This window comes from Mitsuaria sp. WAJ17 (genome assembly GCF_014174515.1).
Classification (GTDB): Bacteria; Pseudomonadota; Gammaproteobacteria; order Burkholderiales; family Burkholderiaceae_C; genus Roseateles_B.
In genome coordinates, this window is sequence record NZ_JACJUG010000041.1 from 1 (window position 1) to 26392 (window position 26392).

Consider the following 26392-nt stretch of genomic DNA (forward strand, 5'->3'; position numbering starts at 1 on the left):
GGCAGCCGGGGCGCCGCCGCCGCCACAGGCGGCCAGGGCCAGGCCGGCAATGGCGGGCCAGCGCCTCAGGGGCAGCAGGAAGCAGGGGCGCAGGGGCGCCCCGTGGGGCAGGGGGAGATTGATGGCGGCCATGGGCGGTCTCCGGCCGGCTGCCGCAGGGCCCGCCACGCCAGGGCACGAGAGTGGTCAGGCGCTGCGGGCTGTCGGACGGAAGCCGGCGATGTTGTTTGAAAGCGTTTTCATTATCTTGATGCCAGTTGGATCTGAGCTGAGTGGAAACACTGATCTCCCCAGCCACATATTTTCTTGCGGCATGAAAGCGGTTTCATCCACAATGGCGGCATTCCAGCCAGAACCGCACCAGGAGACTCCCATGAGCCAGGCCCACCCGACACCGGCCCTCGCGACCCAGGCCCCGTTCCCGCGCCTGCTGGGCGACATCGGCGGCACCCATGCGCGCTTCGCCTGGATGGACAGGCCGGGAGCGCCGCTGAGTCATGTCCAGACCTACCGCTGCGCCGAGCACCCCACGCTGGGCGACGCCATCCGGCACTACCTGGCCGACCAGGCGCAGACCCGGCCGGCCGCCTGCGCCCTGGGCATCGCCAATCCGGTGACGGGGGACGAGGTGCGCATGACCAACCACCACTGGGCCTTCTCCATCAAGGCCCTGCGGCAGCAACTGGCCCTGCAGCGCCTGGAGGTCATCAACGACTTCACCGCCCTGGCCCTGTCTCTGCCCGGCCTGGAGGGCGCCGCGCTGCAGGACCTGGGGGGCGTGCGTCCGTCGGCAGAGTGCCTGGCGCAACCGCGGGCGCCCCTGGCCCTGCTGGGGGCGGGCACGGGCCTGGGGGTGTCGGGCCTGCTGCCGTCGGCTCAGGGGCCGGTGCCCCTGGCCGGCGAGGGCGGGCATGCCACCCTCTGCGCCATGGACGACGAGGAGTCCGCCGTGCTGGCCATCCTGCGCGGCAGCTTCGGTCATGTCTCGGCCGAGCGGGCGCTGTCCGGGCCGGGCCTGCTCAACCTCTACCGGGCCAGCGCCGCGATGCTGGCTGCCGCCGCGGACCCTGCGCTGCAGCCGGAGCAGGTGCTGCCGCGGGCCCGCGCGGGTGACCCCCTGTGCCAGCGCGCCATCGACCTCTTCTGCCGCTTCCTGGGCAGCACGGCCGGCAACCTGGCCCTGACTCTGGGCGCCACCGGCGGCGTCTACATCGGCGGGGGGATCGCGCCACGCATGTTGCCCGAGCTGCGCGCCTCGCGCTTTCGCGAGCGCTTCGAGGGCAAGGGCCGGCTGCGGGCCCTGCTGGCCCCCATCCCCTGCTTCGTCATCGACAGCCCCACCTCCCCCGCCCTCCTGGGGGCCGCGCGAGCCCTGGACCGGGGCCACTGAGGCTCGGCCCGCCTATCCCGTGACGGTGCGACATTTGCCGCGCAGGATTTGACACAAACAAGACAGCCCCTGGTTCTGGATCAGTCGGCGGCTATGCTAAGCCGTGCACAATCCGCGCAGGTGGCCGGCACCGACCCTGCTGAGGCGGCGACAGCCCCCGGCGCGGCATGCGCCGCGCCCGCTGACGGTCCAGGAGTCTTTGTTTGAGTCGCAAGCGCACCAGTTCGCTGTTCGTGGCCCTCGCCATCGGTGTCAGCACCGGCCTCCTGCTGCCGGCGCTGAGCGTCGGCGGCTTGCTGATCGGCCTGCGTGAACCCCAGGTGGCCCAGCAGAACCTGGAACGCGACCTCCAGGCAAAGCTGGACGTTCTGGCCAGCAGCCTGCCCGAGCTGCTGTGGAACCTGGACCAGGTGGCCGCCCGCGAGGTGGCCGCTGCCATCATGAAGTCCCCCGACGTTGTGCGCGTGGCCGTCAGCGATGCGTCCCAGGGCCTCCCCTTCATCGAGATGCGCCATCCCGAGCGCCAACTGGGCCAGTTGATCAAGGGCGAGCGGGACATCTTCCGCGGCAGCACCCGCATCGGCCATCTGCAGATCGAGATCGACGACCATCTGGCCGCAGCCGCCCTGAGCCGGCAGCGCTGGCTCTATGCCGCCACGGTGGGCGGGCAGCTGCTGATCTCTGTAGCCCTGGTGCTGCTGGCCCTGAACTCCCGCGTGATGCGCCCGCTGCGTGCGCTGGGCCGCTTCGCCAACGACATGGCGCAGGGCCGTTTCAGCACCGAGTTGGAAGGAGGCCGCAACGACGAGATCGGCCGACTGGGCAAGCACCTGCAGGACATGCGCGATGCCCTGCAGCACCAGTTCGACGCCCAGCGCCAGCTGATCGACCGCCTGCGCGGCATGGCCGAGACCGTGCCCGGCGTGGTCTATCAGCTGCGCCGCAGCCCCGACGGCAAGTTCAGCTTCGCCTACGTCAGCGAGGCGGTGAAGGACTACTTCCGCGTGCCCGCCCAGCTGCTGCTGAGCGAAGCCGATGCCCTGTTCGAGCGCATCCATGTCGAGGACCGTGAGGCCGTGCGCGAGGCCCTGGCCTCCTCGGCTCGCCACCTGAGCCCCTGGCAGCAGGAGTTCCGCACCGACAACACCGACGGCAGCGAGCGCTGGCTCTATGGCAACGCCATTGCGCAGCTGGAGGACGGCGGCTCGGTGCTGTGGCACGGCTTCCTCACCGACATCTCCCGCCAGCGCCGCGACGCCCTGGAGCTGGACCGCTACCGCCATCACCTGGAGGAGCTGGTCGAGGCCCGCACCCAGGCCCTGGCCACCGCCACCAAGGCCGCCGAGGCCGCCAACCTGGCCAAGAGCGCCTTCCTGGCGAATATGAGCCATGAGATCCGGACGCCGATGAACGCCATCATCGGGCTGACCTACCTGGCCCGCCGCGACAGCGTTGAGCCCGCCCAGCAGGACCGCCTCAAGAAGGTGGCGGACGCCGCCGAACACCTGCTCAGCGTGATCAACAACGTGCTGGACATCTCCAAGATCGAAGCCGGCAAGCTGCACCTGGAAGCCGGCATCTTTTCGGTCAACCAGCTGCTGGACAACATCGCCAGCATGATGGCGCAGCGGGCCGCCGAAAAGCAGCTGCAGGTGCAGCAGGACGTGCCGGACGAGCTGCAGAACCGCGTGCTGATGGGCGACGCACAGCGCATCACCGAGATCCTGATCAACTTCGCCGGCAACGCGATCAAGTTCACCGACCAAGGCTTCGTGCGCCTCAGGGCCCACGTCCTGGCAGAGACGCCCCAGCAGCTGCGCCTGCGCTTCGAGGTGCAGGACAGCGGCATCGGCATCAGCGAGGAGGCCCAGGCGCGCCTGTTCCAGGACTTCGAGCAAGCCGACAGCTCCACCACCCGGCGCTATGGCGGCACAGGCCTGGGCCTGGCGATCTCGCGCCGCCTGGCGCGGCTGATGGGCGGCGAGGTGGGCGTGCAGAGCGCACCCGGCGAAGGCAGCCTGTTTTGGCTGGAGCTGGAGCTGCCCCTGTCCGACCAGCCCCTGGCGGCCGCCGGCCTGCAGCGCGGCCAGGCCGCGCGCGAGCTGCTCACGCCCTTCCAAGGCCGGCGCGTGCTGCTGGCCGAGGACAATGTGGTCAACCAGGAAGTGGCCGTGGCCCTGCTGCAGAGCGCGGGGCTGGAGGTGGACGTGGCCAATGACGGCGTCGAGGCCTGCGAGATGGTCCAGCAAGGCGACTACGGCCTGGTGCTGATGGACGTGCAGATGCCGGCCATGGACGGCCTGGACGCCACCCGCGCCATCCGTGCCACCGAGAAGGGCCGCCAACTGCCCATCCTGGCCATGACCGCCAATGCCTTTGCCGAGGAACGCCAGCGCTGCCTGGATGCCGGCATGAACGACCATGTGGCCAAGCCGGTGGTGGCCGAGCAACTCTTCCTGACCCTGCGCCGCTGGCTCCATGCCGCCGCTGGCCACTGACGTCGGCCAGCGCTACAGTCGTCTCGTAGGGCTGCCCGGCGCGGCCATCTGGAGGGCCCCATGAAGAACTGGATGCTCTGGCTCTGGCTGGTGGTCGGCTGCGGCGCCAGCGCGCAGGCCCAGCAGCGCCTGATCCTCACCACCGAGGAGTACCCGCCCTACAACATGAGTGACGGCCAGGGCCGCGTCACCGGCCTGGCCACCGATATCGTGCGCAGCCTGCTGGACAGCGCGGGCATCGAGTACGAGATCGCCGTCTACCCATGGGCGCGCGCCATCGCCATGGCACGGACCCAGGTCAACACCTGCGTGTTCTCGATGTCGCGCACCCCGGAGCGCGAGGAGCTGTACCGCTGGATCGGACCCCTGGTGGCCAATGACTGGACCCTCTTCGCCCGCAGCGGGGCAAGCCGGCCCGGCCACCTGGAGGAAGTGCAGAACATGCGCATCGGCAGCTACCAGGGCGATGCCATCGTCAGCTACCTGCAGGCCCGCGGCTACATCGTCGAGGCGGCGCCCAGCGACGACGCCAACCCACGCAAGCTGCTGGCCGGCCGCATCGATTACTGGGCCACGGGGCGCCTGATCGGCCAGTACCGCCTCAGGCAGCAGGGCATCAGCAACATCGAGCCGGTGCTCAACTTCAACCGCACCGAGATGTACCTGGCCTGCCAGAAGCAGCTGCCGGAAGAGACCGTCAAGCAGCTAAACAGTCAGCTGCAGACCCTGCATCAGAAGGGTGTGATCAAGAGCATCTACGCACGCTTCGGCTATACGCAGTGAGGCCGGTACTCACTGCGATTCCTTGATCAGCCGCCCCGATCCGGCCTGCACGGGCCGCGCATTCATGGGGTAGAGCCGACCGAAGATGTTGAGCTGGCTGGCCGAGAGCTGGACCGGCTGGCGCATCACCATCCACAGCACGCCTTCCGAGCAGGGCGGTGTCGTGAGCGAGCCCATGTAGGTGTAGTAGCCGCGGTCCTCGGGCAGCAGCTGGTTGAGATCCATCTGCCCCGGTGCCGGCAGGGCCTCGCCCTTCTCCAAGGGCAGGTTGTTCCACACGGTCTGCACCAGGGGTTGGTCGCGGCCCCGCTCCAGCAGCACGGCGACCACGGCCAGGCGGCCGTCCGCGTCCTTGTGCACGAGGTGGGCCACCATGTCGAACTGCCGGCCGTTGATGCGCTCCTCGCTGGGCCGGTGGAAGTGGAACTGCAGCAGCTCGTAGCGGCGCCCCATCACCTGCAGGCTGTTGCCGGGGGCCAGGTTCACCTGGATGGTATGGCCGTTGTCCAGCACGGCGAAGCCGCTGGGCTGGTAGTCGAACTGGATCTTCTCCAGGTCCACGCGGATGCCGTCGCGAATGTCGATGGGGCTCTGGCGCTTGCCACTGGCGCAGAGCCGGTACTCGGGCTTGAGATCGCCCCAGTGCTCAGGGCCGCCCTCCCCCTCGTAGGCCCAGTGCAGCTCGCCACCATGGCTCTTGGGCTCGGCACGCTTGCTGGCTCGGGGCTCCGCCTTGGTCTCGGCCCGGGTCTCGGCCTTGCCCGACGGCGCAGGGGCGGGGTCCGGCCGGGTGGCCAGGCGCTGCGCCAGGCGCTGGCGCAGGACACCCAGGTTCTCGGCCGCCCCCTCCTCCTTGCCATCGTCCCTGGCTTGGGTGGCGGTCTTGTCGGACGAAGGCTTTTCGGCTTTCTCCGCCTTCTCGACCTTGGGCTCGCTCTTCTCCGCCGGCGTCGAGCGCGCCTGCGCAGGCTGCGGCCAGCCCAGGCACAGGGCGCCCACCATCAGCCAGCTCAGGCAAGCCAGCGCCGGGCGCTGTGGGAACGGCAGGGACGGGGCGGCAAGGGTTCGGTGGTGCATGAAAGGCTCCTGAGCACGCGCGGCCACGCCTGTGAACGGGCCGGCTCGGCATGCGCCTGCTTCTACATCGGCCGGACGACGGCAGTCTTGAGTGCCCGGCCCCTGCGGCTCAGACCTCGCGCTTGACCCACAGCCAGGCCACAAGACCGATGGCCATCATGCCCGCGGAGGCCAGGGCCAGACCCAGGGCCGAATGCATGACCAGGGGCACCAGCACGCCGGCCACCAGGCCGTTGGCCGCGCTGCTGATGCAGGCCTGCAGGGAAGAGGCCATGCCGCGGCGCTCAGGCACCTGGTCCAGCACCATCAGCGTCACCACCGGCACCATGAGGGCCCAGCCCAGGGCGAAGACGCCAATCACCGGCAGCGCCCACCAGACGCTGAGCGGCAAGGCCAGGTTCAGCGCCACGTTGAGCACGGCCATGACCAGCATGATGAAGAAGCCACGCCGGATCTGGGCCCGGGGCTTGATCTTGCCCGCCAGGCGGCCGCTGAACCAGGCACCGCCCATGATGCCGCCGATGCTGAACAGGAAGAAGAGGAAGAACTGCGTGGGCGCCAGCTGCAGGTGCTCGCCCAGGAAGACCGGGGCGGCCAGCACGTAGAGGAACATGCCGTTGAAGGGCACGCCGCTGGCGATGGTCAGCAGCAGGAACTTGCGGCTGCCGCAGAGCTGCCAGTAGCCGCGCATGAGGTCACGCGGGTGGAAAGGCTGGGCCAGGTCTTTGTGCAGGGTCTCGGGCAGCAGGCGCCAGTTGGCCACGAACAGCGCCGAGCCCACCAGCACCAGGAACCAGAAGATCGCGTGCCAATCGGCGTGCACGAAGAGGAAGCCGCCCACCATGGGCGCCACCGCGGGCGCCACGCCGAAGAACAGCGTCACCTGGGACATCACCCGCTGTGCCTCGGACGGCGGGAACATGTCGCGGATGATGGCCCGCGAGACCACCACGCCTGCACCGGCCGACATGCCCTGCACGGTGCGGAAGAAGATCAGTTGGCCGATGCTGGCCGACAGCGCGCAGCCCAGCGAGGCCAGCGCGAAGATGGCCGTGCCCACCAGCACCACTGGGCGACGGCCGAAACTGTCGGACAGTGCCCCATGAAACAGGTTCATCAGCGCAAAGCCCAGCAGGTAGCTGGACAGTGTCTGCTGCATCTGCACCGGGGTGGCATCCAGGGCCTTCGCGATGCCGGCGAAGGCCGGCAGGTAGGTGTCGATGGAGAAGGGGCCTACGGTGCCCAGGCAGGCCAGCAGGACGGCCAAAGTCCAGCGCGGACCGCGCCAGAGGGTGCCGGCATCAGGATTCATCGGGAGTGTGCGTTGTGCGCCCAGCCCCGGAGCCAGGACCGGGCGGCGAGAGGAAAGGAGCGGGTCAGTGTAGCGGGCGGCGCCCGAACACGCTGGCGACTGGCCTAAACTCCGGCGCGCTTGCGTGAATCCTCAACATGCCCGAACCCTACGCCATCGGCCTCATCGGACTGGGAGTCATGGGCCAGCGAATGCTGGACCGGCTCCACGGTCATCCCCGCTTTCAGCCTCTATGCGCCTGGGACCCGGACCCGGAGGCTCGGGCCGCCCTGCGCGCCCGGCATCCGCAGCTGCTGGTGCCCGAAGAGCCCGAGCAACTGCTGACCCAGGCGGGACTGCGCGGTGTCTACATCGCCAGCCCGCCGGCCTCGCACCTGCACTGGGCCGAGCGCGCCTTCGCGCTGGGCCTGCCGGTGCTCTGCGAAAAGCCCCTGGCGGTCGATGCCGCGGCCGCGGCCCGCACGCTGCAGTTGCAGCGCCAGGGCCATCACCGGGCGGCTGTCAACTTCTCGCTGGCGTCCAGCAGCGGCCTGGCCCAACTGCAGTCCTGCTTCGGTGCGGCCTCCCGCCATCCCATGGGCGAGCTGGAGTCTGTGCAGCTGACCCTGCGCTTTGCCAACTGGCCCCGCCCCTGGCAGCGCGGCGCAGGCGCCTGGCTGGCTGGCCGCGCGCAAGGCGGCTTCTGCCGTGAGGTGCTGTCGCACTTCATCTTCGTGCTGCAGCGGGTGCTGGGCACCGCCGAGGTGGTGCACAGCGAGCTGCTCTACCCCGCCCAGGCCGAGGCTGCCGAGATCGGCCTGCGCGCCCGGCTGTTTGCGGCCGGCGTGCCGGTGGATATCGACGCCGCCGTGCTGGGCCAGGAGGCGGAGGTGAACGAGATGCGCTGGCGCGCCCGCGGTGGCGAGGTCTGGCTGAGCGACTGGTTCCGGCGCATCCGCCTGCGCAAGGACGATGACTGGCGCGAGCTTGGCGAGCGCGACCTGCGCCCCGACCTCACCGAGGCCGATCTGCTGGAGCACTGGAGCGCCATGCTGGACGGCCGTTCGCACGCCCTGCCCGGCTTTGCCGAGGCGCTGGCGGTGCAGCAGACCGTCGAGGACCTGCTGAGCAGCGGAGGCCAGGCGCAGCCGATGCCGTCGTATATGGGTGAAGCAGATCGATAGGCCGGATTCTGTGCAAGACCTGACCCTTGCGGGCCTGGTCCCGTGACCGCCATTCCTCTGGGCCGGGCATCACTGCCCGGCTCGGTGCCACCTACCCGCCAGCTCTGCGAGCCGCATCATCGCTGGCCTACTTGGTGTTGCTGCGCGTAGAGATTGCCCGTTTCACCCAGGTCGGGCGGACCCGACCTGACTCGTCTCTGTTGCTCTGATCCTCGGCTTTCGCCGGGCAGCCGTTAGCTGCTACGCCGCTCTTTGCAGTCCGGACCTTCCTCCAGTGCCGTGTTTCCACGCTCGCACCAGCGGCGGTCTGATCTGCTTCACGGGCGGCATTATCCCAGATGCGGCGGGGGCGCGCGAAAACGCCCAGCACAGCCGCCCGGCAGGCCGCCCCGCCCTCAGCTGCGCGGCACGATGGCGTAGCGCGGGTCGTGGTTGAAGTAGTAGGTGTTCCTGGACCAGGGCCCCACCACCGCCCAGGCCTCGGCCTGGTCGGTGCTGCCGTTGGACGAGGCGATGGCCGCCACGGCAATGGCGCCATAGCCCTCCACGGTGACCTGGTAGGTGCCCGGAGCACCCCCGCCTGGGAAGCCGCCGCTGCTCGTCGCCGGCATGCTGGGCGGGGAGTCGCCCTCGGCCAGGTAGGGGAAGCCGTCGTAGAGGTCGTCCAGGGTCTGGTAGTAAGTGCCGTCTTTCTTGGTCTGGGGAAAGACGTAGTCGGCGATGTGCCGCGGATGCGCAGACTTGGCAATCTTCATGGCCTGCGAGGCCACCCAGTTGCTCAGGGGCAGGGCCGCGGAGACGCCCAGCTCGACGGCATGGTTGACCGACAGGGTGATGAAGTTCTGCATCCAGGGCGCCGTCGCGCCGCCGCCCCAGTCGTCAGGAGGCTGGCCCACCGAGTTGATGAACTGGTCCCGGGTGTAGCCGCCACTGCCCTCCCAGTAGGCCAGGGCATTGGGCCGCGGCTGGGTGGGCCCGTTGGAATACCAAGCCATGTAGTTGGTGTTCCAGCTGACGCGGATCGGATGGGCGTCCAGCGAGCTGCTGATGTCATAAAGACCGTAGCGCTGAGCCAGGGCCTCGGTGAGGCTCTGCTCGAGCAGCGCGCGCTCCGGACTGCCCTCCAGGGCCGCCCACCAGGCGCGGGCGCGGTTGCGGAACTGCCAGCCCCAGCCGCGCACCTGCACGCCGTTGATGATCATGGACTTGTTCGACGATCCGTTGCCGACCGAGTTGAAGGACAGGCCGGGGTTCACCACGAACAGGGACCAGGCCCCCAGCTGCATCAGCTTCTCCTGCCAGAAGGCCTGGCCGCTGCTGAGGTACATCCACCAGAAGGTGCCGGGCGTGTGCGCCGCGTCGTGCTGCCAGCCGTCCCGGGTGCCGTTGAGGGTGCCGTCCACCTTGAAGCGGTCCGCCGCGGCGGCCTGGCTCCAGTAGTTGTTGTTGTCGTGGAGGAATACGGTGGGCCGCGACAGCTTGGAGAGGATGCGCCCCTGCCCCGAGGTGCTGCCGTAGATGGTCTTGGCGCTGTCGCCCTCACGGAAGAAGAAGGCCCAGGAGCCCGCCATTTCGGCATGACGTTCGCAAATGGCCTGCATGCTGGCCGCGCCGGAGTAGAGGGAGACGCAGTCCCACTTGGGCATCAGACCCAGATCCTGGCGACCGCCGACGCTGGACATGGCGATCTGCCAGTAGCCCCTCGCACCCAGCCCTTGCTGGCGCGTGGCCCAGTCGCTGGCATAGCTGGCGACCGAGCCGGAGTGAATGGTGATGCTGCTGTCGTAGTTGGGCAGGGCGCGGGTCTTGGCGAGGTAGGCCACGCCGTGCTTGATGCTGGCTCGGGGCAGCTCGCGCCCGCCCCAGAAGGCGCGCGACTGCCAGGTGCCGGCAAAAAGGTTCACGCCGGACTGCGACAGGCGCACCGCCGGGCTGGCCTTGCCGGTGCTGAAGCTGAGGGTGGTCGTGGTCTCGTCCTTCAGCCGGGTGACGTCGGCCACCTCGACGATGTGGCGCACGTGGTACTTGCCAATGGTCGGCCAGAACTGCACATGGAACATGGGACGGACGGCCCGCGTGGCATTGCTGCCGACATCGAAGGCCTTGGTCTTGTGGTCGCACAGCAGCACCGTGGTGCACAGGGGCCCCTGGGTCCAGTAGCGGCTCTGCACGCCGCCTGCCGCCGTCTCGGCCGCCAGGCCGGCGTCGGTCTGCGCGGCGAGCATGGCGCGGGCGGAGACCGTCGTGGGCGTGGGGGCCGCCTGGCCGAAGGCGAGGCTGATGGTCGCGTCGAAGTCGAAGTTCGCCAGCATGTCGGCGACGGGCAGCGGCGTGGCCGTGGGCCGGGGCTGGTTGCCGAAGCTCAGCACGCGCTCGGTGGTGCCCAGGCTGGGCAGCACCACGGAGATCACCGCAAACTTGACCGAGCCGTCTGCATGGCGCGACTTGACGTCCGCCTGCGAGGCCACGATGGCGCCGTCCAGGAACACGCTGGGGGTGTCGGCGATCTCGCCGGCCGCGAAGGGGCGGCCGAACTGCAGGGGATAGTTGCTCTCGCTGCCCGTGGGCAGGCTCACGCGCAGTTGGTTGTCGGGGTTCACGGGCATCCCGCCCTCGGCAGGCGTGCCGCCGGATGGCGTCGTATTGGGAGAGGGCGTGGACGCCATGGCGGTCGCCCCACCACCGCCGCAAGCGGTGAGATGAAGGCCGCCAAGCACGCTCATGGCGGAGCCCAGCACAAACTTCCGGCGCATCATGGCTGTCCCGTTCCCATTCCGATCGTTCATCTCGTGCCCCCTATCAAGTCCATCAACGGGCCCGCCCCAGCGGAGCGGGATCCAGGGCTGGATTGTGGGACCGCACGTCCCGCAGAAGGGGATGTGCCAGTCCAAAAAGTGGCGCCATCCGGCGCTCTTACGCGCAGTTACTTAGACCTTCCGGTCATAAGCTGCGGCGCTACCATTGGTGGCCTTGCACAGGAGCGACCATGCCTTTCGACAATGTTCTGGCCACCATCGGCAACACCCCGCACATCCGCGTCAACCGTCTGTTCGGCAATGCCCAGGTCTGGGTGAAGTCCGAGCGCAGCAATCCGGGCGGGTCCATCAAGGACCGCATCGCCCTGTCCATGATCGAGGACGCCGAGGCCCAGGGCCTGCTCAAGCCCGGCGCCACCATCATCGAGCCGACCTCGGGCAACACGGGCGTGGGCCTGGCCATGGTCGCTGCGGTCAAGGGCTACAAGCTCGTCCTCGTGATGCCGGACAGCATGTCCATCGAGCGCCGTCGCCTGATGCTGGCCTACGGCGCCACCTTCGACCTCACCCCGCGCGAGAAGGGCATGAAGGGCGCCATCGCCCGCGCCGAGGAGCTGGTGGCCAGCACGCCCGGCGCCTGGATGCCGCAGCAGTTCAAGAACCCCGCCAACGTGGCTGTGCACGTGCGCACCACCGCCGAGGAGATCCTGCGTGACTTCCCTGACGGCCTGGACGTGCTGATCACCGGCGTGGGCACCGGCGGCCACATCAGCGGCACCGCCCAGGTGCTCAAGAAGGCCTGGCCGCAGCTGAAGGTCTTCGCCGTGGAGCCGGCCCAGTCGCCCGTGATCAGCGGCGGCGCGCCCAGCCCCCACCCCATCCAGGGCATCGGCGCCGGCTTCATCCCCGACAATCTGCACACCCAGCTGCTGGACGGCGTGATCCAGGTCGAGGCCGAGGAATCGCGCGAATACGCCCGCCGCTCGGCGCGCGAAGAAGGCCTGCTGGTGGGCATCTCCAGCGGCGCCACCCTGGCCGCCATCGCGAAGAAGCTGCCCGAGCTACCGGCGGGCAGCCGCGTGCTCGGCTTCAACTACGACACCGGCGAGCGCTATCTGTCGGTCGAGGGCTTCCTGCCCGCCTGAGGCTGCGGCCCACCCGAACAAAGGCCCCTCGTGAGGGGCCTTTTTCACAGGGTCCGCAGCGGCAGCAAGGCCGCCTTCGGGCTCATTCCTCCGCGCCGTCCTGGCTGGGCAGGTCGTTGTCACGGGCCGCCTGGCGCTTGAGCTGGGCCTCCAGCGGCGCCAGCGAATCCACCAGCGCATCCACCGGCTTGGGCGCGGCCAGGCGCATCGCTGGCGGCGGCAGCACGCTCAGATAAGCCGGGCCGAACCAGTGCTGCTGCTCCCAGCGCTTGCCCACCATGAGGCCCATGCTGACCACCAGCAGGCTGGCCAGGCCGACCGCCATCATGCGGCGCGCCCGCGGCCACACCAGGCTGGCATGCCACCACAGCAGGCCCGCCAGGCCCAGAGGGAACACCAGGGCCTCGACCACCATCAGCCGCGGCCAGGACAAGGCGTAGGCGACCACGGGCAGGCCCATGCCCAGCAGGTGCAGGCCCACCAGCACGAGCAACACCCGCCGCAGATGCGGCAGGAAAGCGAACCAGCGGTGGAACAGCATGCTCACCAAGGCCCACAGCCCCGACCAGGCCAGCACCAGGGCGAAGGGCGCCAGAAGGGCCGGTGCGTACTGGATCCAGGGCGTGCCGGGGTCTGAGCCCAGCCACTGGTCCAGCCACAGCAGCAGGGCCCACAGCAGGGCAAGACCTGGCACCAGCAGGTGGCGCAGGCGGCTGCGCGCGAACTCGGGATGGGCCAGGGGCTTCTCCGGCGCCAGGGCCGAGCGCATGCTGCGCAGGCGCAGGCGGGTGTTGCCCAGTTGCCAGACCACGTCGTCAGGCAGCTCGCGCGACTCGCCCGGCAGCAGGCGCTGTCGGCCCAGCCAGCCGCCGTTGAGGCTGGGCAGGAGACTCAGCCGCGGCCCAGATTCGTCCCAGGCCAGCTCGGCATGCTCGCCGGCCACATGGGCATCGTCCAGCACCAGCTCGCAGGCCGGCGAACGGCCGATGCGCAGGGGCCAGGCCTGCACCTTGTGGACCGAGCGCACCTGGCCGTCGCGGTCCAGGACTTCGATCACTGCGGCCTGGTCCATGCGAAGCCTTTCAGGTAGTGGCGGGTGAGGGTCTGTGCGTTGGCGAAGCTGACGCCCTTGGCGTCAAAGCGGCCCAGCGCACCTTCGGTGTTGGCATCGACCGTGGTGACCAGCACGCTGAGGTCGTGCAGGCCCGGCAGCTTGCGATAGGCCCGCAGGCAGACCACGGCGCGCAGGGGCAGGCCCTGCTGCTCGACGAAGTCCTCGCGGCAGTAAGGGGCGGTGCGGTCGCGGTCGTCGCGGCCCAGGCGCTCGTTGCGGAAGCTGTTGCCGTACTGGCGCGCAAAGCGCAGCGAGCCCAGCTTGCTGCCGTCATAGGCCTCGTGGGCCATGTCCAGGTAGCCGGTCTGCATGCCGCCGTTGATGAAGATGGCGTGCTCCATGCGGCACTGCGAGCGCTGGAACTCCAGGCCCTTGGTGTCCGCACCCGTGCCCCGGCCCCAGCAGCGCATGTACTGCTCCTGCGGCACCGGCAGCTGGTAGCGGGCATGGCCGGCGTCGCGCCAGGGCTGCTTGACGAAGGCCTGCACGAGCTCGTCCTGGTAGGCCATCAGCTGCGCGGTGATCTGGGGCCAGACGGGCTTGTCCAGGGGCTTGGCGTCGCGGCTTCTGTTGAGCAGGTCGGCGGCGAACTGCCCCGGGACCAGGAAGCTCATCTGCTGCGCGAAGAACATGGCCGAGACGTTGACGCCCACCACGCGGCCGTCCTCATCGACCACGGGGCCGCCGCTCATGCCCGAGTTGATGGAGCCGGAGTAGTAGATCAGCGGGTCGAAGCTGCGCTCGACCAGGCCGTTGTAGGTGCCCTCCACCACGGCGAAGGCCACGTCATGCGGGTTGCCCATGGAGTAGATGCGGTCGCCCTTGGACAGGGGCTGCTCCGGCGGGCGGAAGCGCAGCACGCCCTCGGGCTTGAAGTCCTTGATGCGCAGTAGGGCGAGGTCGCGGCGGACGTCGATGTCCAGCAGCTCAAGGGTCCCGCCCTCACCTTCGGTCGTGCCGTAGCGCAGGCGGTAGCGGTCGGGCTCCAGGGCGAACTGGCTGACCACGTGGTAGTTGGTGATCACATGGCCCTGCTCGCTGACCACGAAGCCCGAGCCCACCGAGGCCTGGCTGTCCTGGCTCTTGAGCAGGGTGCGGATCTGCATCAGCTGGCCGCGGGCGCGCTCATAGACGCGGCGCGCAACGGCCGAGACGGGCGCGGGCTTCTTGGCCTCGTCCTGCGAGGCGGAGGCGGCCGGGCGGCTGCCCGCCTGGGCCCTGGCCGCCGGGACCGCGCCCAGGCTCAGGGCCAGCGCCAGGGCCAAGGCCCAAGCGGGGCGATGGCGGCGTTTGGGAAGTGGATTCAAAAGGGGCTCCCTTGCTTGACTTTGCCGCGATGCTAGCTGCATTGCGGCTCCGGTGACGGACGAAACACCCGTACATCGTCGTAGAAGCCGGCCTCCTCGTTGGCCGGCCACCAGCCCGGCACCCCCAGCACGGGCAGCGGGGCAAAGGGCTTGCCGGCCCAGGCTGCGGCATCCAGGGTCAGCGGGTCCTGCAGCAGCACATGGGCACAGATGGGGGGCCTCGGCTGCATCAGCTTCTCCATCAAGGCATGGCCGACCAGGTGCATCCGGGCCTCGGCCCAGAGCGAACGCCGATCGATGAACAGACGCCGCCAGTCCCGCGCGCGCAAGGCCTCGCACAGGGCCGGCGGCGCCTCGAGCCAGGCACCGTTCTCGTCGAACAGTGTCAGGGCATCGCGCAGGGGGCCGCGCCGCCCCTCGTCCTGCGGCGTCTGCAGGCCCTGCTGATGCAGCGCGTTCAGGCGGGCCTTGAGTGCGGGCCAGCGCAGCCACACGAGGCCATTCAGGGCGTCATGCCAGTGCTCACGGGTGGGGACGGCGGCTTTCCGGGCGATGAAGGCCTCGTAGCCCGGCCCCTCATCCAGCGCCGACTGCGGCACGAAGCGCAAGACCTGACCCCGCACCCGCGGTTGAACGTCGGCGGGCAGCCCGTCCAGCAGCGCGTTGAGCGCCTGGGCCACCGTTTGGCCGGCCTCCAGGCGCTGCTGCAGGGCCAGGCCTGCGCCGCGGTAGTCGGCCAGCCAGGGCGCGGTCCAGTCAGGGCCCGGCCCCGGCAGTGCGACCTCGCTCAGGGGCGGCTCCTCAGACCAGCTGCCAGGCCAAGGCCTCGCCGCCGCGAAGGGGCTTGAGCAGGGCATCACCGAAGGGCACGCTCTCGGGCAGAGTCCAGGCCTGCTTGCGCAGCGTGACCGTGCCGCTGTTGCGCGGCAGGCCGTAGAAGGCCGGGCCGTTGAAGCTGGCGAAGGCCTCGAACTTGTCCAGCGCGCCCAGGGCCTCGAAGGCATCGAGGTAGAGCTCCAGCGCGGACAGCGCCGTGAAGCAGCCGGCGCCGCAGACGGAGTTCTCCTTCATCTGCGAGGCATGCGGCGCGCTGTCGGTGCCCAGGAAGAACTTGGGGCTGCCCGAGGTCGCCGCCCTGATCAGGGCCTGGCGGTGCTCCTCGCGCTTCAGCACGGGCAGGCAGTAGTAGTGCGGGCGCAGACCGCCGGTGAAGATGGCGTTGCGGTTGTAGAGCAAGTGCTGGGGCGTGAGCGTGGCGGCCACGTGCTCGTCGCTGGCCATCACGTAGGCGGCGGCTTCCTTGGTGGTGATGTGCTCGAAGACGATCTTGAGCTCGGGGAAGTCCTTGCGCAGCGGCGTCATCACGCGGTCGATGAAGACGGCCTCGCGGTCGAAGACGTCGATGTCCGGATCGGTCACCTCGCCGTGCACCAGGAAGCGGATACCCTCGCGCTGCATGGCCTCCAGGGTCTTGTAGCACTTGCGCAGGTCGGTCACGCCGGCGTCGCTGTTGGTGGTGGCGCCGGCGGGGTAGAGCTTCAGGGCCACGACACCAGCGGCCTTGGCTGCAGCGATCTCCTCGGGCGGCGTGTTGTCCGTGAGATAGAGCGTCATCAGCGGCTCGAAGCTCACGCCCGCGGGCACGGCCGCGAGGATGCGCTCGCGGTAGGCCGCCGCCTGGGCGGCCGTGGTCACCGGCGGGCGCAGATTCGGCATGATGATGGCGCGGCCGAACTGGCGGGCCGTGTAGGGCACCACGCTCTGCATGGCGGCGCCGTCACGCACGTGCAGATGCCAGTCGTCGGGGCGGGTGATGGTGAGTTCGGTGAGGGGGGCGGGGGTGCTCATGGGGGCGTATTGTCCCAAAAGCGCGGAGGCCGCCCCCGCCGTCCCTGGCGGATCGACGGCCAGACCGAGGCCAGGCCCCGGCTCGGGCCTCCGCTGGGCCGAAGCGCACCGGACCCCATGGTCAAATGCCGGGCTGACCGCACCGCCACGCCCACGTGCTGCCTCGCATGACGCCTTCCGCAAGCAGGATCCCCACACAGGACCGGTACCGCGGCGCCCTGGTGGGCCTGGCACTGGGAGACGCGCTGGGCGCTCCCCGCGAGGGCGGGCCGCTGGAGCGCCTGCTCTGGCGCTGGCTCGGCTTCACGCCAGGAGGCCTGCACCGGTTCACGGACGATACGCAGATGTCGGTCGATCTGGCGCTGTCCTTGATCCGTCACGGCGGTGTCGATCAGGACGATCTGGCCGCCCGCTTCGCCGACAGCTACCGGTGGGACCGAGGCTACGGCCCTGGGGCGGCAAAGGTCCTGAAGCAGATTCGGGCGGGACGCGCCTGGCAGGACGCCTGTCTGTCGGTCTACCCGGCAGGCTCGTTCGGCAATGGCGGCGCCATGCGCTCGCCGGTCATCGGCCTGTTCTTCCATTCGCGCCCGGACGAACTCCTGCGTGCCGCCCCACTCGCCTCACAGGTGACGCATGCCCATCCGCTGGCCGTGGAAGGCGCGACGCTGGTGGCTGGCGCCACCGCTGCGGCACTGGACGGCCCCGATGGCAGTCAGCTTCTGGAGCAGGCGTCTCGGTTCTGCGCCAGCCCCGCGTTCTCGACCCGGCTGGACAAGGCGCGGCACTGGCTGCAGACAGGCCAGCCGATCTCACCCCAGGTGCTTCGATCTGAGCTGGACATGGGCATCACGGCGACCACCTCGTGCGTCACGTCCCTGTACCTGGCGGCGCGATTTCTGGATCGCTCCATCGACGCCCTCATCGGCTTTGCCTCCGACGCCGGCGGTGACGTCGACACGGTCTGCGCGATGGCAGGCGCCCTCTGGGGGGCCCGCAACGGCTTCGCTGCGCTCCCCGGCCACCTGGTGGCACGCCTGGAAGGGGCGGCACGCCTGGCGGACATCGGTGATCAGCTCCATGCCAAGGCGCATGCCGCAGCCGCGGCAGCGCTGCGATAGCGACTTGCTGCACGGCCTTCGAAGCAGGGCCGGCAGGGACGGGTCTGCGGGCTGACGTCGTCAGGCGCCACGGTCCCCATGCATGCGCCATTCGGCCGGGGCGACAAGGGCGACACGGCAGCGCTTCGCGATGCCTGCCAGCGGCACACACCGACGAATCGACCACGCCCTCGCTCTCTTCACCTCACCACTTGCGCTGGATTTGATCGCCCCCGTGGCCTGCCAGGTGCTCTCCCCGCGCGGCGCCGATCGCCCTTCCAGCAACCCGTCCCGCGCCGGCCGCTGGCAGCGTGTGGCGCCGCAGCGATGCAAGTTTCGTCTCGGTCAGCCGTCTGGGTGGGCATAGGTCGCCTTGTACCGGGCCGGCACCTCAAATGGCTGCAACTTGCCTGCAAGCGACAGCACGAGCAGCGTGGACACCGCCGCGCCGGCAAGCATGGCCAGGCCTACTGCCCATCTGCGAGTCTTGAGGGCCGAGGACTGAAGTAGCCAATACGCGGCGCAGCCGAGATGGGTGAAGAGCGCAAGGACGGCCAGGAAATAGTACGGCGCGAAGAAAAACTCGTACGGCGACACGTGCATGCCGGCGGCAGCGTAGTAGAAGTTCGTGTCGAGTGCGAGGACCGTGCGGCCAAAGAGCACCGCGCTGACATGGACGGCCAGAAAGAATGCCAGCACGCAGCCCGAAAGGGCTTGAATCCACGCCACGGCACCCACCCTTTGCTTCCATCCGCGGATGACCAGCCAAAGCCCGCTAAAAATCTGGAATGCCACGCAGAACAAGAGCAGGCTCTCAACCGCGGCGTGCCTGTAGACCTTTCGCGCAAGCTCCATGAATGCCAGGTGTTCATGGATGCCAGCCAAGGACCAAAGATGGTTGGTCATGTGAACCAACGCGAAGAGGCCAATCACGACGGCCGACGATCGATGAAGTGCTCGGAGCGACATTGGGGAGGGCTAAGGAATGAAGGCGACTTCTCCATCCCGAACCAGCCGCGGTGCGCCACATGGCAAGCAGGTGCCTGCGATGGGGAGTGCCATCTCTCATCAACTCGTGCGCGAGGGGAAATCTGCGGCATTTTGACCTTGGGTATCGATCAAGCCAAGAACGTCATTGCCCGGCATGGGGTGAATGCGGCCGGCGAGGCCGAGTTGTGATTCGCCCGTCGGTGGCGCGTGAAAGCTGCATGAGCTCGCCGCCAGCTTGCCACCCTGCGTCATCGGCATGGCGGCCTGCTCAGGCGCGCGTCACGGGGCGCGGCTGTTTCAGGCCTTGGGCCACACGGTGGGTCTGATCGCGCGGAATTCGTCAGGCCCTGCTGCGTGACAGGCAGGCGCGGCAAGAACGACGCGGCTGGCGCGATGCCGGCCTGAGAGACGTACCCGAGATAGCTCTTCGCTCTTGTGAGGGAATTCCAGCAAGGGGCCAGGCCGCGCCGCGCGCCGCGGCAGGGCTGCTGAGTCTCATGACGCCTGGCCCGTCGATGTTGGGCTCACTTTCTTTGGCAAGGCGTCCTGCACGCTCAACCAAGGCACATGCGTCTCGTAGAAGACGTGAGCCGCAGCTTCCTTGTCCAGATCGTCCGGTAGCAGTGAGCGCGCCACATGCACCTCTCCGGGCCAACGAGAGGATTCGAAAAGCAGGGGCGTGCCGCAGGTGGGACATGAAGCTCGACGCGCGCCGGGGCTCGACTCATACCACCTGGGCTCCTGGCTCTGCGGCTCCAGCTGGAACTGCGAAGACTCGTAGCCCGCCCACGTGACGAACGGTGCAGCATGCGCCCGGCGGCAGTAGGTGCAATGGCAGTGAGCAACCCACTTGGTCGGCGCACGCACCGAGAAGCGGACTGCGCCGCAGAGACAGGAGCCGGAGAACGAGGAGGTAGTCATCGCGTGGCCTAAGGAATGAAAGGGACTTCCCACTCCCGAACCAGCCGCGATGCGGCGACTGGCAACGCAGTGTCACGATGGATAGCACGGCTTCTCATCAACTCGCTCGGAAAGGGAACTCCGTGACGATTCTGACCGCAGGCATCGCCCACGCCAAGTCTGCTTTCGCCGTGCAGAGGATCAATGCAGCAGGCAAGGCGAAGCTGGTACGCCGGCCATGCCGCACGACACACTCCATGCGGTGATCGCGGCGCCGCCGCCCTGCGTGACCGGCATGGATGCCTGCTCAGGCGCGGACGACGGGATGCGGCTCTTGCAGGCCGCGGGCCACACCGCGCGATTGACCTGAGCAGGATTTGCTGCGTCAATACAACGTCGATCCCACCCACCCCAAGCCAGCACACAAGCAAAAAGGGCGGCCCCTCCGGACCGCCCTTCCGATCAGATCACCGCCCCGATCACTTCTTGACCGCGTACTCTTCCATCGGCTTGTCGTTCGGATTCGCCCAGGCGTTCTTGGTGGCCTCGTTGAGGGGCATGCCAATCTTGGCGCCTGCGGGCGGGATGGGCTGCAGGAACCACTTGTCGTAGGTCTTGGCCAGCTCGCCGGACTTGATCATGCCCTTGATGCTGTCGTCCACGGCCTTCTTGAAGGCAGGGTCGTCCTTGCGCATCATGACGGCGATGGGCTCGACGGAGAGCACCTCGCCGACGATCTTGAAATCCGCCGGGGTCTTGGAGGTGGCGATGTTCTTGGCCAGGATGGAGCCGTCCATCACGAAGGCGTCGGCGCGGCCGGACTCCAGCAGCAGGAAGCTGTCGGCGTGATCCTTGCCGAAGACCTCCTTGAAGTCCACGCCGGTGGCGCGCTCATGCTTGCGCAGGGTCTGGACCGAGGTGGTGCCGGTGGTGGTGGCCACATGCTTGCCATTGAGCTGCGAGATCGAGGTGATGCCCGAGTTGGCCTTCACGGCGATCCGCACTTCCTCCACGTAGGTGGTGACGGCAAAGGCCACGTCCTTCTGGCGCGTGGCATTGTTGGTGGTGGAGCCGCACTCGATGTCCACATTGCCGTTCTGCACCAGCGGGATGCGGTTCTGCGAGGTCACGGGCTGGTACTTGATCTCCAGCTTGGCCAGGCCCAGCTGCTTCTTCACGTCTTCCAGCACGTGGTGGCAGACGTCGATGTGAAAGCCCACGTACTTGCCGTCGCCAATGGTGTAGGACAGGCCGGAGGACTCGCGCACGCCCATGGTCACGCTGCCGGAATCCTTGATCTTCTTCAGCGTGTCCTCGGCATGGACCGCCGTGGCGGCCGCCAGGGCCAGGCTCAGCACAGTCAGGCTCTTCTTCATCGGTTTCACTCCTTGATGACAGGGGATGGGGGGTGGCGCGGCCCCGGGGCAGCGCGCGTGACGAGCTTGTACCGCAAAAACCAAGGTGCCGGGCAGCGGACGCAATCAGCCGCCCTCAACCCTGTGCGGCGCCCTGCTCTTCCTTGAGGTAGTTCCACAGCGCCAGCGCCGCCGGCTTGCTGCGCTTGGCGATGGCCGGGCGTTCGCGGTAGATGCGCAGGTCCATGCTCAGCTCGAACTGCCCTTCCGGCGCGGCCCGCACCAGGCGGCCGGACTTGAGCTCGCGCGCCACCGAGCTGGCCGGCAGGAAGGCCAGGCCGTGGCCCTCGATGGCCATGGCCTTGAGGCTCTCGGCCATGTCGGTCTCGTACAGGGCGTCCAGGTTCAGCGGCGTGGGCGAGGCCTTGACGATCAGCTCCACCAGGCGGCCCAGGTAGGCGCCCGCGGCATAGCTGAGGAAGGGAATCTTCTGGCCGGGATGCCCAGGCAGGCTGAACAGGGGCCGGCCCTGGGCATCGGAGCGGGCGTAGGCCGCCAGGGTCTCGTGGCCCAGGGACGCCATCTCGTAGCGTTCCGGGTCCAGCTGCAGGGGCTGGCTCGCATGGTGATACACCACCAGCAGGTCGCAGTTGCCTTCGCTGAGCTGCAGGGTGGCGTCGTGCACGTTCAGGGCATTGAGCCGGCTCTTGACCGCACCGAAGCGCTGGCGCAGCTCCATCAGCCAGTGCGGGAAGAAGCTGAAGGCGAGCGAGTGCGGCACGGCAAATTCGATCATGTCCTGCCCGGCCGACTGGTGGCTGCGCAGCATGTTGCGCGTGGCCTGCAGATTGCCCAGCACCTCCATGGCCTGGCCCAGCAGGGTCTCGCCGGCAGCGGTGAGGCGGGTGGGGTAGGAGGAGCGATCCACCAGGTCCACGCCCGCCCAGGCCTCCAGCGCCTGGATGCGGCGCGAGAAGGCCGGCTGGGTCACGTGCCGCAGCTGGGCCGATCGCGAGAAGCTGCGCGTCTCGGCCAGGCTGACGAAGTCTTCAAGCCATTTGGTTTCCACGGGGGGCAGTGTAGCGCCGGGGTCGAGGGGTTCTTCAAGGGGGTCAATGCGCGGCCTGCTGCAGGGCCCACATGCGGGCGTAGCGGCCGTCCTGGGCCAGCAGCTGGGCGTGGGTGCCGCGCTCGATGATGCGGCCCTGCTCCATCACCAGGATCTCGTGCGCATCGACGATGGTGGAGAGCCGGTGCGCGATCACCAGCACAGTCTTGTTCTGGGCCGCGGCCTCCAGCTCGGCCTGGATGGCGCGCTCGTTGCTGGAGTCCAGGGCCGAGGTGGCCTCGTCGAAGATCAGGATGGGCGGGTTCTTCAGCAAGGTGCGGGCGATGGCCACGCGCTGCTTCTCGCCGCCCGAGAGCTTGAGCCCGCGCTCGCCCACCGTGGTCTCGTAGCCCTTGGGCGTGGCCGCGATGAAGCCGTGGATGTGGGCCGCCTTGGCTGCGGCCTCGATCTCGGCCTGCGTGGACCCGGGCCGGCCGTAGCCGATGTTGTAGGCGATGCTGTCGTTGAAGAGCACGGTGTCCTGGGGCACGATGCCGATGGCGCAGCGCACGGAGCCCTGCTGCACGGTGCGGATGTCCTGGCCGTCGATGCGGATGCGGCCGCCATCGACGTCATAGAAGCGGTACAGCAGACGCGCCAGCGTGCTCTTGCCCGAACCGCTGGGGCCCACGACGGCCACTTTCTTCCCCGCCGGGATCTCGAAGCTGATGCCGTGCAGGATGGGCCGCTCGGGGTCGTAGGCGAAGCGTACGTCCTCGAAGCGCACCGCGCCGCTGGTGACCTGCAGGGCCGGCGCACCCGGTGCATCGGCCACCTCGCGGTCGCGGGCCAGCAGCTGGAACATCTTTTCCAGGTCGGTGAGGCTCTGCTTGATCTCGCGGTAGATCACGCCCAGGAAGTTGAGCGGGATGTAGAGCTGGATCATGAAGGCGTTGACCATCACCAGATCACCCAGGCTCATATGGCCCGCCACCACGCCCTGCGTGGCCCGCCACAGCATGGCCACCAGGGCCAGGGCGATGATCAGCTGCTGCCCGGTGTTGAGCATGGACAGCGTGCTCTGCGACTTCAGCTGAGCGCGGCGCAGCTTCTCCAGGCTCTCGTTGTAGCGGCTGGCCTCGAAGTCCTCGTTGTTGAAGTACTTGACGGTCTCGTAGTTCAGCAGGGAGTCGATGGCCTTGCTGTGCGCCACGGAGTCCAGCTCGTTGAGCTGCTTGCGGAACTGGGTGCGCCACTCGGTGACGTAGACGGTGAAGGCGATGTAGATCACCAGGGCAGCAATGGTGATCAGCGCAAAGACGGCATCGAACTTGATCCCGAGCAAGCCCAGCACCAGCACCACCTCGATCAGCGTGGGCAGGATGCTGTAGAGCGAGTAGGAGATCAACGAGTGCACGGCGCGCGTGCCGCGCTCGATGTCGCGCGTCATGCCGCCGGTCTGGCGCTCCAGATGGAAACGCAGGGAGAGGTCGTGCAGGTGCCGGAAGACCTGCAGTGAGATGGCTCGCGAGGTGCCCTCGGTGGCCTTGGCGAAGACCAGCTCGCGCAGCTCGGTGAACAGTGAGGTCGACAGCCGCAGCAGCCCGTACGCCATCAGCAAGCCCACAGGCACCGCCAGCATCGCCTCGGCCGAACCAGGCTTGAGGCTGAGGCTGTCCACCAGCTCCTTCAGCAGCAGCGGCACGCCCACATTGGCCAGCTTGGCGGCCAGCATGAAGCCCAGGGCCAGACTCACACGCCAGCGGTAGTGCCACAGGTAGGGCACGAGCTTGGCGACGGTGCCCCAGTCGCCCTTGACGGAGGTGTCCAGGCGGGGCGCAGCGCCACCTTGGGCCGAGCCTGCGTGCGAGGAGGAGGCAGGAGTCGTGACAGAAGGATGACGGCGCATGGTGATAGGTAGAGAATGGGCCGCATTGTCACTGCAGTACAGATTGCCCACCATGTCCGACACCCAAAGCCCCCTGGCCCCTGCGCCCAGCGCCGCTCCCGCCCCAGACGCGCGCGTCTGGCCCCGCGAACTGGTGCTGCGCGTGATGCCCATGCCGGCTGACGCCAACCACAACGGCGATGTCTTCGGCGGCTGGATCATGGCGCAGGTGGACATCGCCGGCTCCATCCTGCCGGCCCGGATCTCGCGCGGGCGCATCACCACCGTCGCGGTGAAGGAGTTCCTGTTCAAGCAGCCGGTGTCCATCGGAGACCTGCTGTCCTTCTATGCTCAGGTGATCCGCGTGGGCCGCACCTCCATCACCCTGCAGGTGGAGGTGATCGCCGAGCGCAACCCGGCCAGCCCGCATGTGGTCAAGGTCACCGAAGCGCAGCTGACCTACGTGGCCATCGACAAGGACGGCAAGCCGCGCCCCTTCACCATCGAGGACTGAGCCGCATGCCGGACACGCTGCTGATCATCGGCGGCGGGGCATTGGGCAGCGCCGTGGCCGCCAGCCTGGCCGAACGCCCGGGCTGGCGCGGCCGCATCACGGTGCTGGAGCGCGATCCGGGCTACGAGCTGGCCTCCTCGGCGCGTTCGGCGGCCTCCATCCGCCAGCAGTTCTCCACGCCGCTGAACATCGCCCTGTCCCTGCACGGCCTGGAGGTGCTGCGCGCCGCGGGGCCGCAGGCCGGGCTGGTGGAGCAGGGCTATCTCTACCTGATCCCGCCCTCGGGCGCCGCACAGCAGGAGGCACTGAATGCCCTGCAGCGCCGGCAGGGCGCCGACGTGGCCCTGCTGAACCCGGCCGAGCTGCGGCGCCGCTTCCCCTGGCTCGCCACGCAAGACCTGGCCCTGGGCAGCTGGGGTCGCAGCGGCGAGGGTTGGTTCGATGGTTGGGGCCTGCTGCAGTCGCTCAAGCAGCGGGCCCAGGCCGCCGGCGTGCAGTACGTGAAGGACGAGGCCCTGCGCTTGGAGCGGGACAGCCAGGGCCAGGTCTGCGGGGTGCAGGCCGCCAGCGGCGGCCTGCTGACGGCGGACCGCTTCGTGCTGGCCTGCGGCGCCTGGTCCGCGAAGCTGGCTGCCACGGCGGGCGTCGCCCTGCCCGTCAGCGCCCGGCGGCGCAGCGTCTATGCCTTCCGCACCGAAGAGCAGGCGCCGGGCTGCCCCCTGATCATCGACCCGTCCGGCCTGTGGTTCCGGCCCGAGGGCGCGGGCCAGTTCATCTGCGGCGGGCCGCCCTTCGGCGAGGATGCGCCGGACCTCCCTCTGGATCCCGAGGACTACCTTTTCGAGGAGCGCCTCTGGCCCGCCCTGGCCGAACGGGTGCCAGGTTTTGCCAGCCTGCGCCAGGCGCGCAGCTGGGCCGGCTACTACGAGATGAACGACATCGACCACAACGGCCTGGTGGGCCCCTGGCCCGGGCAGGAGCGCCTGCTGATGGCCTGCGGCTTCTCGGGCCACGGGCTGCAGCATGCGCCGGGCATTGGGCGCGGGCTGGCGGAATGGATCGCCACGGGTCGCTACGAGACCCTGGACCTCTCGCCGTTGGGCGCGGACCGGCTGCAGCGCGGCGAGCCCTACCGTGAGCTCAACGTGATCTGAACATCGACACGATCACGGCAGCTCGCGGTAGGCCGCCAGATCGCCCCGCTGCCAGGCCTGCCGCTGGGTGCCGGCAAAGCGCTGGAAGGTGGCGCAGGGCATGCGGTCCCGGGCGCCGAAGGCCCGCGCCATCCGCCGCTCGACGGCGCTGAGCTCCCGCGCCACGGCCCGCGTCTGCTCGTCCAGCGTGCCGAGCCGCTTGGCGATCTCCACCGCCGCCAGCGACACCCGCAGATCCTGGGGCGAGGCGATCACGGTCCGGGCCAGCGTCTGGCAGACCTGCTGCCGGGCGGGAGCCTCCATGGCGGACTTCGTGCAGTGCGACAGCAGCAGCGTCTCGAGCCGGGGGCGCGGCATGTCCATCATGAGCTTCGTGTAGATGACGCCCTGGACCGAATCGTCCAGCGCAGCGAACTCAGGCACCTCCGCCAGCCAGCCGAACGGGGACCGGGGAATCGGCAGCGCAGGCCGCTGGCTCATCTGGAAGTAGCCCTCCTCGAGCGCCCCGGCCTGATCGGCCATGTGGGCCTCATACAGCCGCGCGACCTGCGCCTCCAGCGAGCCCGCATCCCGGAACTGCCAGCCTTCCGCCGAAAGGCTGTCACAGCCGGACCCCGCCCGCCGGGCCTTCGGCACCCCGAAGCAGGCCGCGTAGGCCAGGCCATAGACGCGGGCGTCTCGGCCCTCGAGGGCCCGCTTCACCAGCGGCGACAGGGCCAGCACGTAGGCCGACTCCCCCACCCGGTCCGCCTCGTCCTGGCACCGCACGTCCGCCGCGCAGCCGGGGACGCCCTGCTGGAACTGCCGGACCGCCATCTGCCGACGGTCCCACGCCCCGAGGAACTGCCCGAAGGCCTGCCCCAGCTCACCCTTCGCCCCCTGCAGCTGGGTCGCTGCGCGCCGCGCGGCCTCGGCGAACGCCGTGTCCAGATCCTGCGGGGCGACCTGGGCGGCAGGGTCAGCGTCCCCGCCGTCCTCCCGGGCGCACAACAGCCCTTGCGCTGGGCGCCCCGGGGAGGACGCGCCGCTGGCGGGTGCCGGCGCCGGGGC

Annotated in this window: 20 protein-coding genes, 1 other RNA gene and 2 pseudogenes; 9 read left to right on the top strand and 14 right to left on the bottom strand. The window is 69.0% G+C overall.

Annotated elements, in window-relative coordinates:
* Window positions 1-373: 373 nt before the first annotated feature.
* The 3 genes from glk to H5407_RS21700 all read left to right on the top strand — a co-directional run bounded on the left by glk (window position 374) and on the right by H5407_RS21700 (window position 4671).
* Window positions 374-1390: a glucokinase gene (gene glk, locus H5407_RS21690; RefSeq protein ID WP_183106589.1), complete on the top strand. Its 1017-nt coding sequence runs from the start codon at window positions 374-376 to the stop codon at window positions 1388-1390.
* A 203-nt stretch (window positions 1391-1593) separates the two neighbouring features.
* Entirely contained in the window at window positions 1594-3888 is a 2295-nt protein-coding gene (locus H5407_RS21695) for a response regulator (protein WP_183106590.1), read from the top strand.
* A 60-nt stretch (window positions 3889-3948) separates the two neighbouring features.
* Window positions 3949-4671: an ABC transporter substrate-binding protein gene (locus H5407_RS21700; protein ID WP_183106591.1), complete on the top strand. Its 723-nt coding sequence runs from the start codon at window positions 3949-3951 to the stop codon at window positions 4669-4671.
* A gap of 9 nt (window positions 4672-4680) precedes the next feature.
* Here H5407_RS21700 and H5407_RS21705 read toward each other — a convergent pair whose 3' ends face one another.
* The gene (locus H5407_RS21705; RefSeq protein ID WP_255501389.1) at window positions 4681-5748 is read right to left on the bottom strand and encodes a carbonic anhydrase; all 1068 of its coding nucleotides are present in this window, start codon (window positions 5746-5748) and stop codon (window positions 4681-4683) included.
* Between the two features lie 109 nt (window positions 5749-5857).
* Entirely contained in the window at window positions 5858-7060 is a 1203-nt protein-coding gene (locus tag H5407_RS21710; RefSeq protein ID WP_183106592.1) for a multidrug effflux MFS transporter, read from the bottom strand.
* A gap of 191 nt (window positions 7061-7251) precedes the next feature.
* On the opposite strand from H5407_RS21710, the pseudogene H5407_RS24905 reads away from it, so the two are divergent.
* A pseudogene (locus H5407_RS24905) lies at window positions 7252-7509 on the top strand (Gfo/Idh/MocA family oxidoreductase); the annotation flags it as partial.
* A gap of 695 nt (window positions 7510-8204) precedes the next feature.
* Here H5407_RS24905 and rnpB read toward each other — a convergent pair.
* Window positions 8205-8542: RNase P RNA component class A (rnpB, locus tag H5407_RS21720), an RNA gene on the bottom strand.
* A 76-nt stretch (window positions 8543-8618) separates the two neighbouring features.
* Window positions 8619-10979, bottom strand: a complete 2361-nt coding sequence (locus H5407_RS21725; RefSeq protein WP_183106593.1) for a hypothetical protein — start codon at window positions 10977-10979, stop codon at window positions 8619-8621.
* A gap of 230 nt (window positions 10980-11209) precedes the next feature.
* On the opposite strand from H5407_RS21725, the gene cysK reads away from it, so the two are divergent.
* Complete coding sequence (cysK, locus tag H5407_RS21730) at window positions 11210-12124, top strand: cysteine synthase A (protein WP_183106594.1); 915 nt, start codon at window positions 11210-11212, stop codon at window positions 12122-12124.
* Between the two features lie 82 nt (window positions 12125-12206).
* Here the strand turns inward: cysK and H5407_RS21735 are convergent, their stop codons facing one another.
* Genes H5407_RS21735 through pyrC form a run of 4 tightly spaced genes read right to left on the bottom strand, consistent with a single transcriptional unit; the run spans window position 12207 to window position 16393 of the window.
* A complete protein-coding gene (locus H5407_RS21735) occupies window positions 12207-13196 on the bottom strand; it encodes an FHA domain-containing protein (protein WP_183106595.1) in 990 nt (329 codons plus the stop codon).
* Window positions 13178-14545, bottom strand: coding sequence for a serine protease (locus H5407_RS21740; protein WP_255501391.1), 1368 nt, complete (start codon window positions 14543-14545; stop codon window positions 13178-13180). The genes H5407_RS21735 and H5407_RS21740 overlap by 19 nt, the downstream gene beginning before the upstream one ends.
* A 32-nt stretch (window positions 14546-14577) precedes the next feature.
* Window positions 14578-15402 carry a DUF3025 domain-containing protein gene (locus tag H5407_RS21745; protein ID WP_183106597.1) on the bottom strand — a complete coding sequence of 275 codons (825 nt, stop codon included), beginning with the start codon at window positions 15400-15402 and terminating at the stop codon, window positions 14578-14580.
* Window positions 15347-16393 (bottom strand): dihydroorotase, encoded by a 1047-nt coding sequence (gene pyrC, locus H5407_RS21750; RefSeq protein ID WP_183106598.1) that lies wholly within the window; start codon window positions 16391-16393, stop codon window positions 15347-15349. Before pyrC ends, H5407_RS21745 begins: the two co-directional genes overlap by 56 nt.
* Before the next feature lie 221 nt (window positions 16394-16614).
* On the opposite strand from pyrC, the gene H5407_RS21755 reads away from it, so the two are divergent.
* Window positions 16615-17514 carry an ADP-ribosylglycohydrolase family protein gene (locus H5407_RS21755; protein ID WP_220800740.1) on the top strand — a complete coding sequence of 300 codons (900 nt, stop codon included), beginning with the start codon at window positions 16615-16617 and terminating at the stop codon, window positions 17512-17514.
* Window positions 17515-17838: 324 nt separating this feature from the next.
* Here the strand turns inward: H5407_RS21755 and H5407_RS21760 are convergent, their stop codons facing one another.
* Window positions 17839-18399 carry a hypothetical protein gene (locus H5407_RS21760; protein WP_183106600.1) on the bottom strand — a complete coding sequence of 187 codons (561 nt, stop codon included), beginning with the start codon at window positions 18397-18399 and terminating at the stop codon, window positions 17839-17841.
* Window positions 18400-18591: 192 nt separating this feature from the next.
* Between H5407_RS21760 and H5407_RS21765 the strand changes: the two are divergent.
* Window positions 18592-18876: pseudogene (locus tag H5407_RS21765) on the top strand (IS110 family transposase); the annotation flags it as partial.
* A gap of 102 nt (window positions 18877-18978) precedes the next feature.
* Here the strand turns inward: H5407_RS21765 and H5407_RS21770 are convergent.
* The 4 genes from H5407_RS21770 to H5407_RS21785 form a co-directional block, all read right to left on the bottom strand.
* Window positions 18979-19404 carry a GFA family protein gene (locus tag H5407_RS21770; RefSeq protein WP_183106601.1) on the bottom strand — a complete coding sequence of 142 codons (426 nt, stop codon included), beginning with the start codon at window positions 19402-19404 and terminating at the stop codon, window positions 18979-18981.
* Between the two features lie 458 nt (window positions 19405-19862).
* On the bottom strand, window positions 19863-20759 hold the full coding sequence (locus tag H5407_RS21775) for an amino acid ABC transporter substrate-binding protein (protein WP_183106602.1): 897 nt from the start codon (window positions 20757-20759) through the stop codon (window positions 19863-19865).
* Window positions 20760-20874: 115 nt separating this feature from the next.
* The gene (locus H5407_RS21780; protein ID WP_183106603.1) at window positions 20875-21807 is read right to left on the bottom strand and encodes a LysR substrate-binding domain-containing protein; all 933 of its coding nucleotides are present in this window, start codon (window positions 21805-21807) and stop codon (window positions 20875-20877) included.
* A gap of 43 nt (window positions 21808-21850) precedes the next feature.
* Window positions 21851-23695: an ABC transporter ATP-binding protein/permease gene (locus H5407_RS21785; protein ID WP_183106604.1), complete on the bottom strand. Its 1845-nt coding sequence runs from the start codon at window positions 23693-23695 to the stop codon at window positions 21851-21853.
* Window positions 23696-23747: 52 nt separating this feature from the next.
* On the opposite strand from H5407_RS21785, the gene H5407_RS21790 reads away from it, so the two are divergent.
* Together H5407_RS21790 and H5407_RS21795 are read left to right on the top strand one after the other, a co-directional pair.
* Window positions 23748-24188, top strand: a complete 441-nt coding sequence (locus H5407_RS21790) for an acyl-CoA thioesterase (RefSeq protein WP_183106605.1) — start codon at window positions 23748-23750, stop codon at window positions 24186-24188.
* A 5-nt stretch (window positions 24189-24193) separates the two neighbouring features.
* On the top strand, window positions 24194-25342 hold the full coding sequence (locus H5407_RS21795; RefSeq protein ID WP_183106606.1) for an FAD-binding oxidoreductase: 1149 nt from the start codon (window positions 24194-24196) through the stop codon (window positions 25340-25342).
* Window positions 25343-25354: 12 nt separating this feature from the next.
* Here H5407_RS21795 and H5407_RS21800 read toward each other — a convergent pair.
* Window positions 25355-26392: hypothetical protein (locus tag H5407_RS21800; protein ID WP_183106607.1), on the bottom strand; the 1038-nt coding region annotated here is incomplete at its 5' end.

Coding starts and splice junctions, on each gene's coding strand:
- glk (WP_183106589.1), top strand. CDS start 374: ATGAGCCAGGCCCACCCGACACCGGCCCTCGCGACCCAGGCCCCGTTC.
- H5407_RS21700 (WP_183106591.1), top strand. CDS start 3,949: ATGAAGAACTGGATGCTCTGGCTCTGGCTGGTGGTCGGCTGCGGCGCC.
- H5407_RS21705 (WP_255501389.1), bottom strand. CDS start 5,748: ATGCACCACCGAACCCTTGCCGCCCCGTCCCTGCCGTTCCCACAGCGC.
- H5407_RS21710 (WP_183106592.1), bottom strand. CDS start 7,060: ATGAATCCTGATGCCGGCACCCTCTGGCGCGGTCCGCGCTGGACTTTG.
- H5407_RS21725 (WP_183106593.1), bottom strand. CDS start 10,979: ATGATGCGCCGGAAGTTTGTGCTGGGCTCCGCCATGAGCGTGCTTGGC.
- cysK (WP_183106594.1), top strand. CDS start 11,210: ATGCCTTTCGACAATGTTCTGGCCACCATCGGCAACACCCCGCACATC.
- H5407_RS21735 (WP_183106595.1), bottom strand. CDS start 13,196: ATGGACCAGGCCGCAGTGATCGAAGTCCTGGACCGCGACGGCCAGGTG.
- H5407_RS21745 (WP_183106597.1), bottom strand. CDS start 15,402: ATGCCCTGCTCAAGCCCCTTCGCGGCGGCGAGGCCTTGGCCTGGCAGC.
- pyrC (WP_183106598.1), bottom strand. CDS start 16,393: ATGAGCACCCCCGCCCCCCTCACCGAACTCACCATCACCCGCCCCGAC.
- H5407_RS21760 (WP_183106600.1), bottom strand. CDS start 18,399: ATGACCAACCATCTTTGGTCCTTGGCTGGCATCCATGAACACCTGGCA.
- H5407_RS21770 (WP_183106601.1), bottom strand. CDS start 19,404: ATGACTACCTCCTCGTTCTCCGGCTCCTGTCTCTGCGGCGCAGTCCGC.
- H5407_RS21775 (WP_183106602.1), bottom strand. CDS start 20,759: ATGAAGAAGAGCCTGACTGTGCTGAGCCTGGCCCTGGCGGCCGCCACG.
- H5407_RS21785 (WP_183106604.1), bottom strand. CDS start 23,695: ATGCGCCGTCATCCTTCTGTCACGACTCCTGCCTCCTCCTCGCACGCA.
- H5407_RS21790 (WP_183106605.1), top strand. CDS start 23,748: ATGTCCGACACCCAAAGCCCCCTGGCCCCTGCGCCCAGCGCCGCTCCC.
- H5407_RS21795 (WP_183106606.1), top strand. CDS start 24,194: ATGCCGGACACGCTGCTGATCATCGGCGGCGGGGCATTGGGCAGCGCC.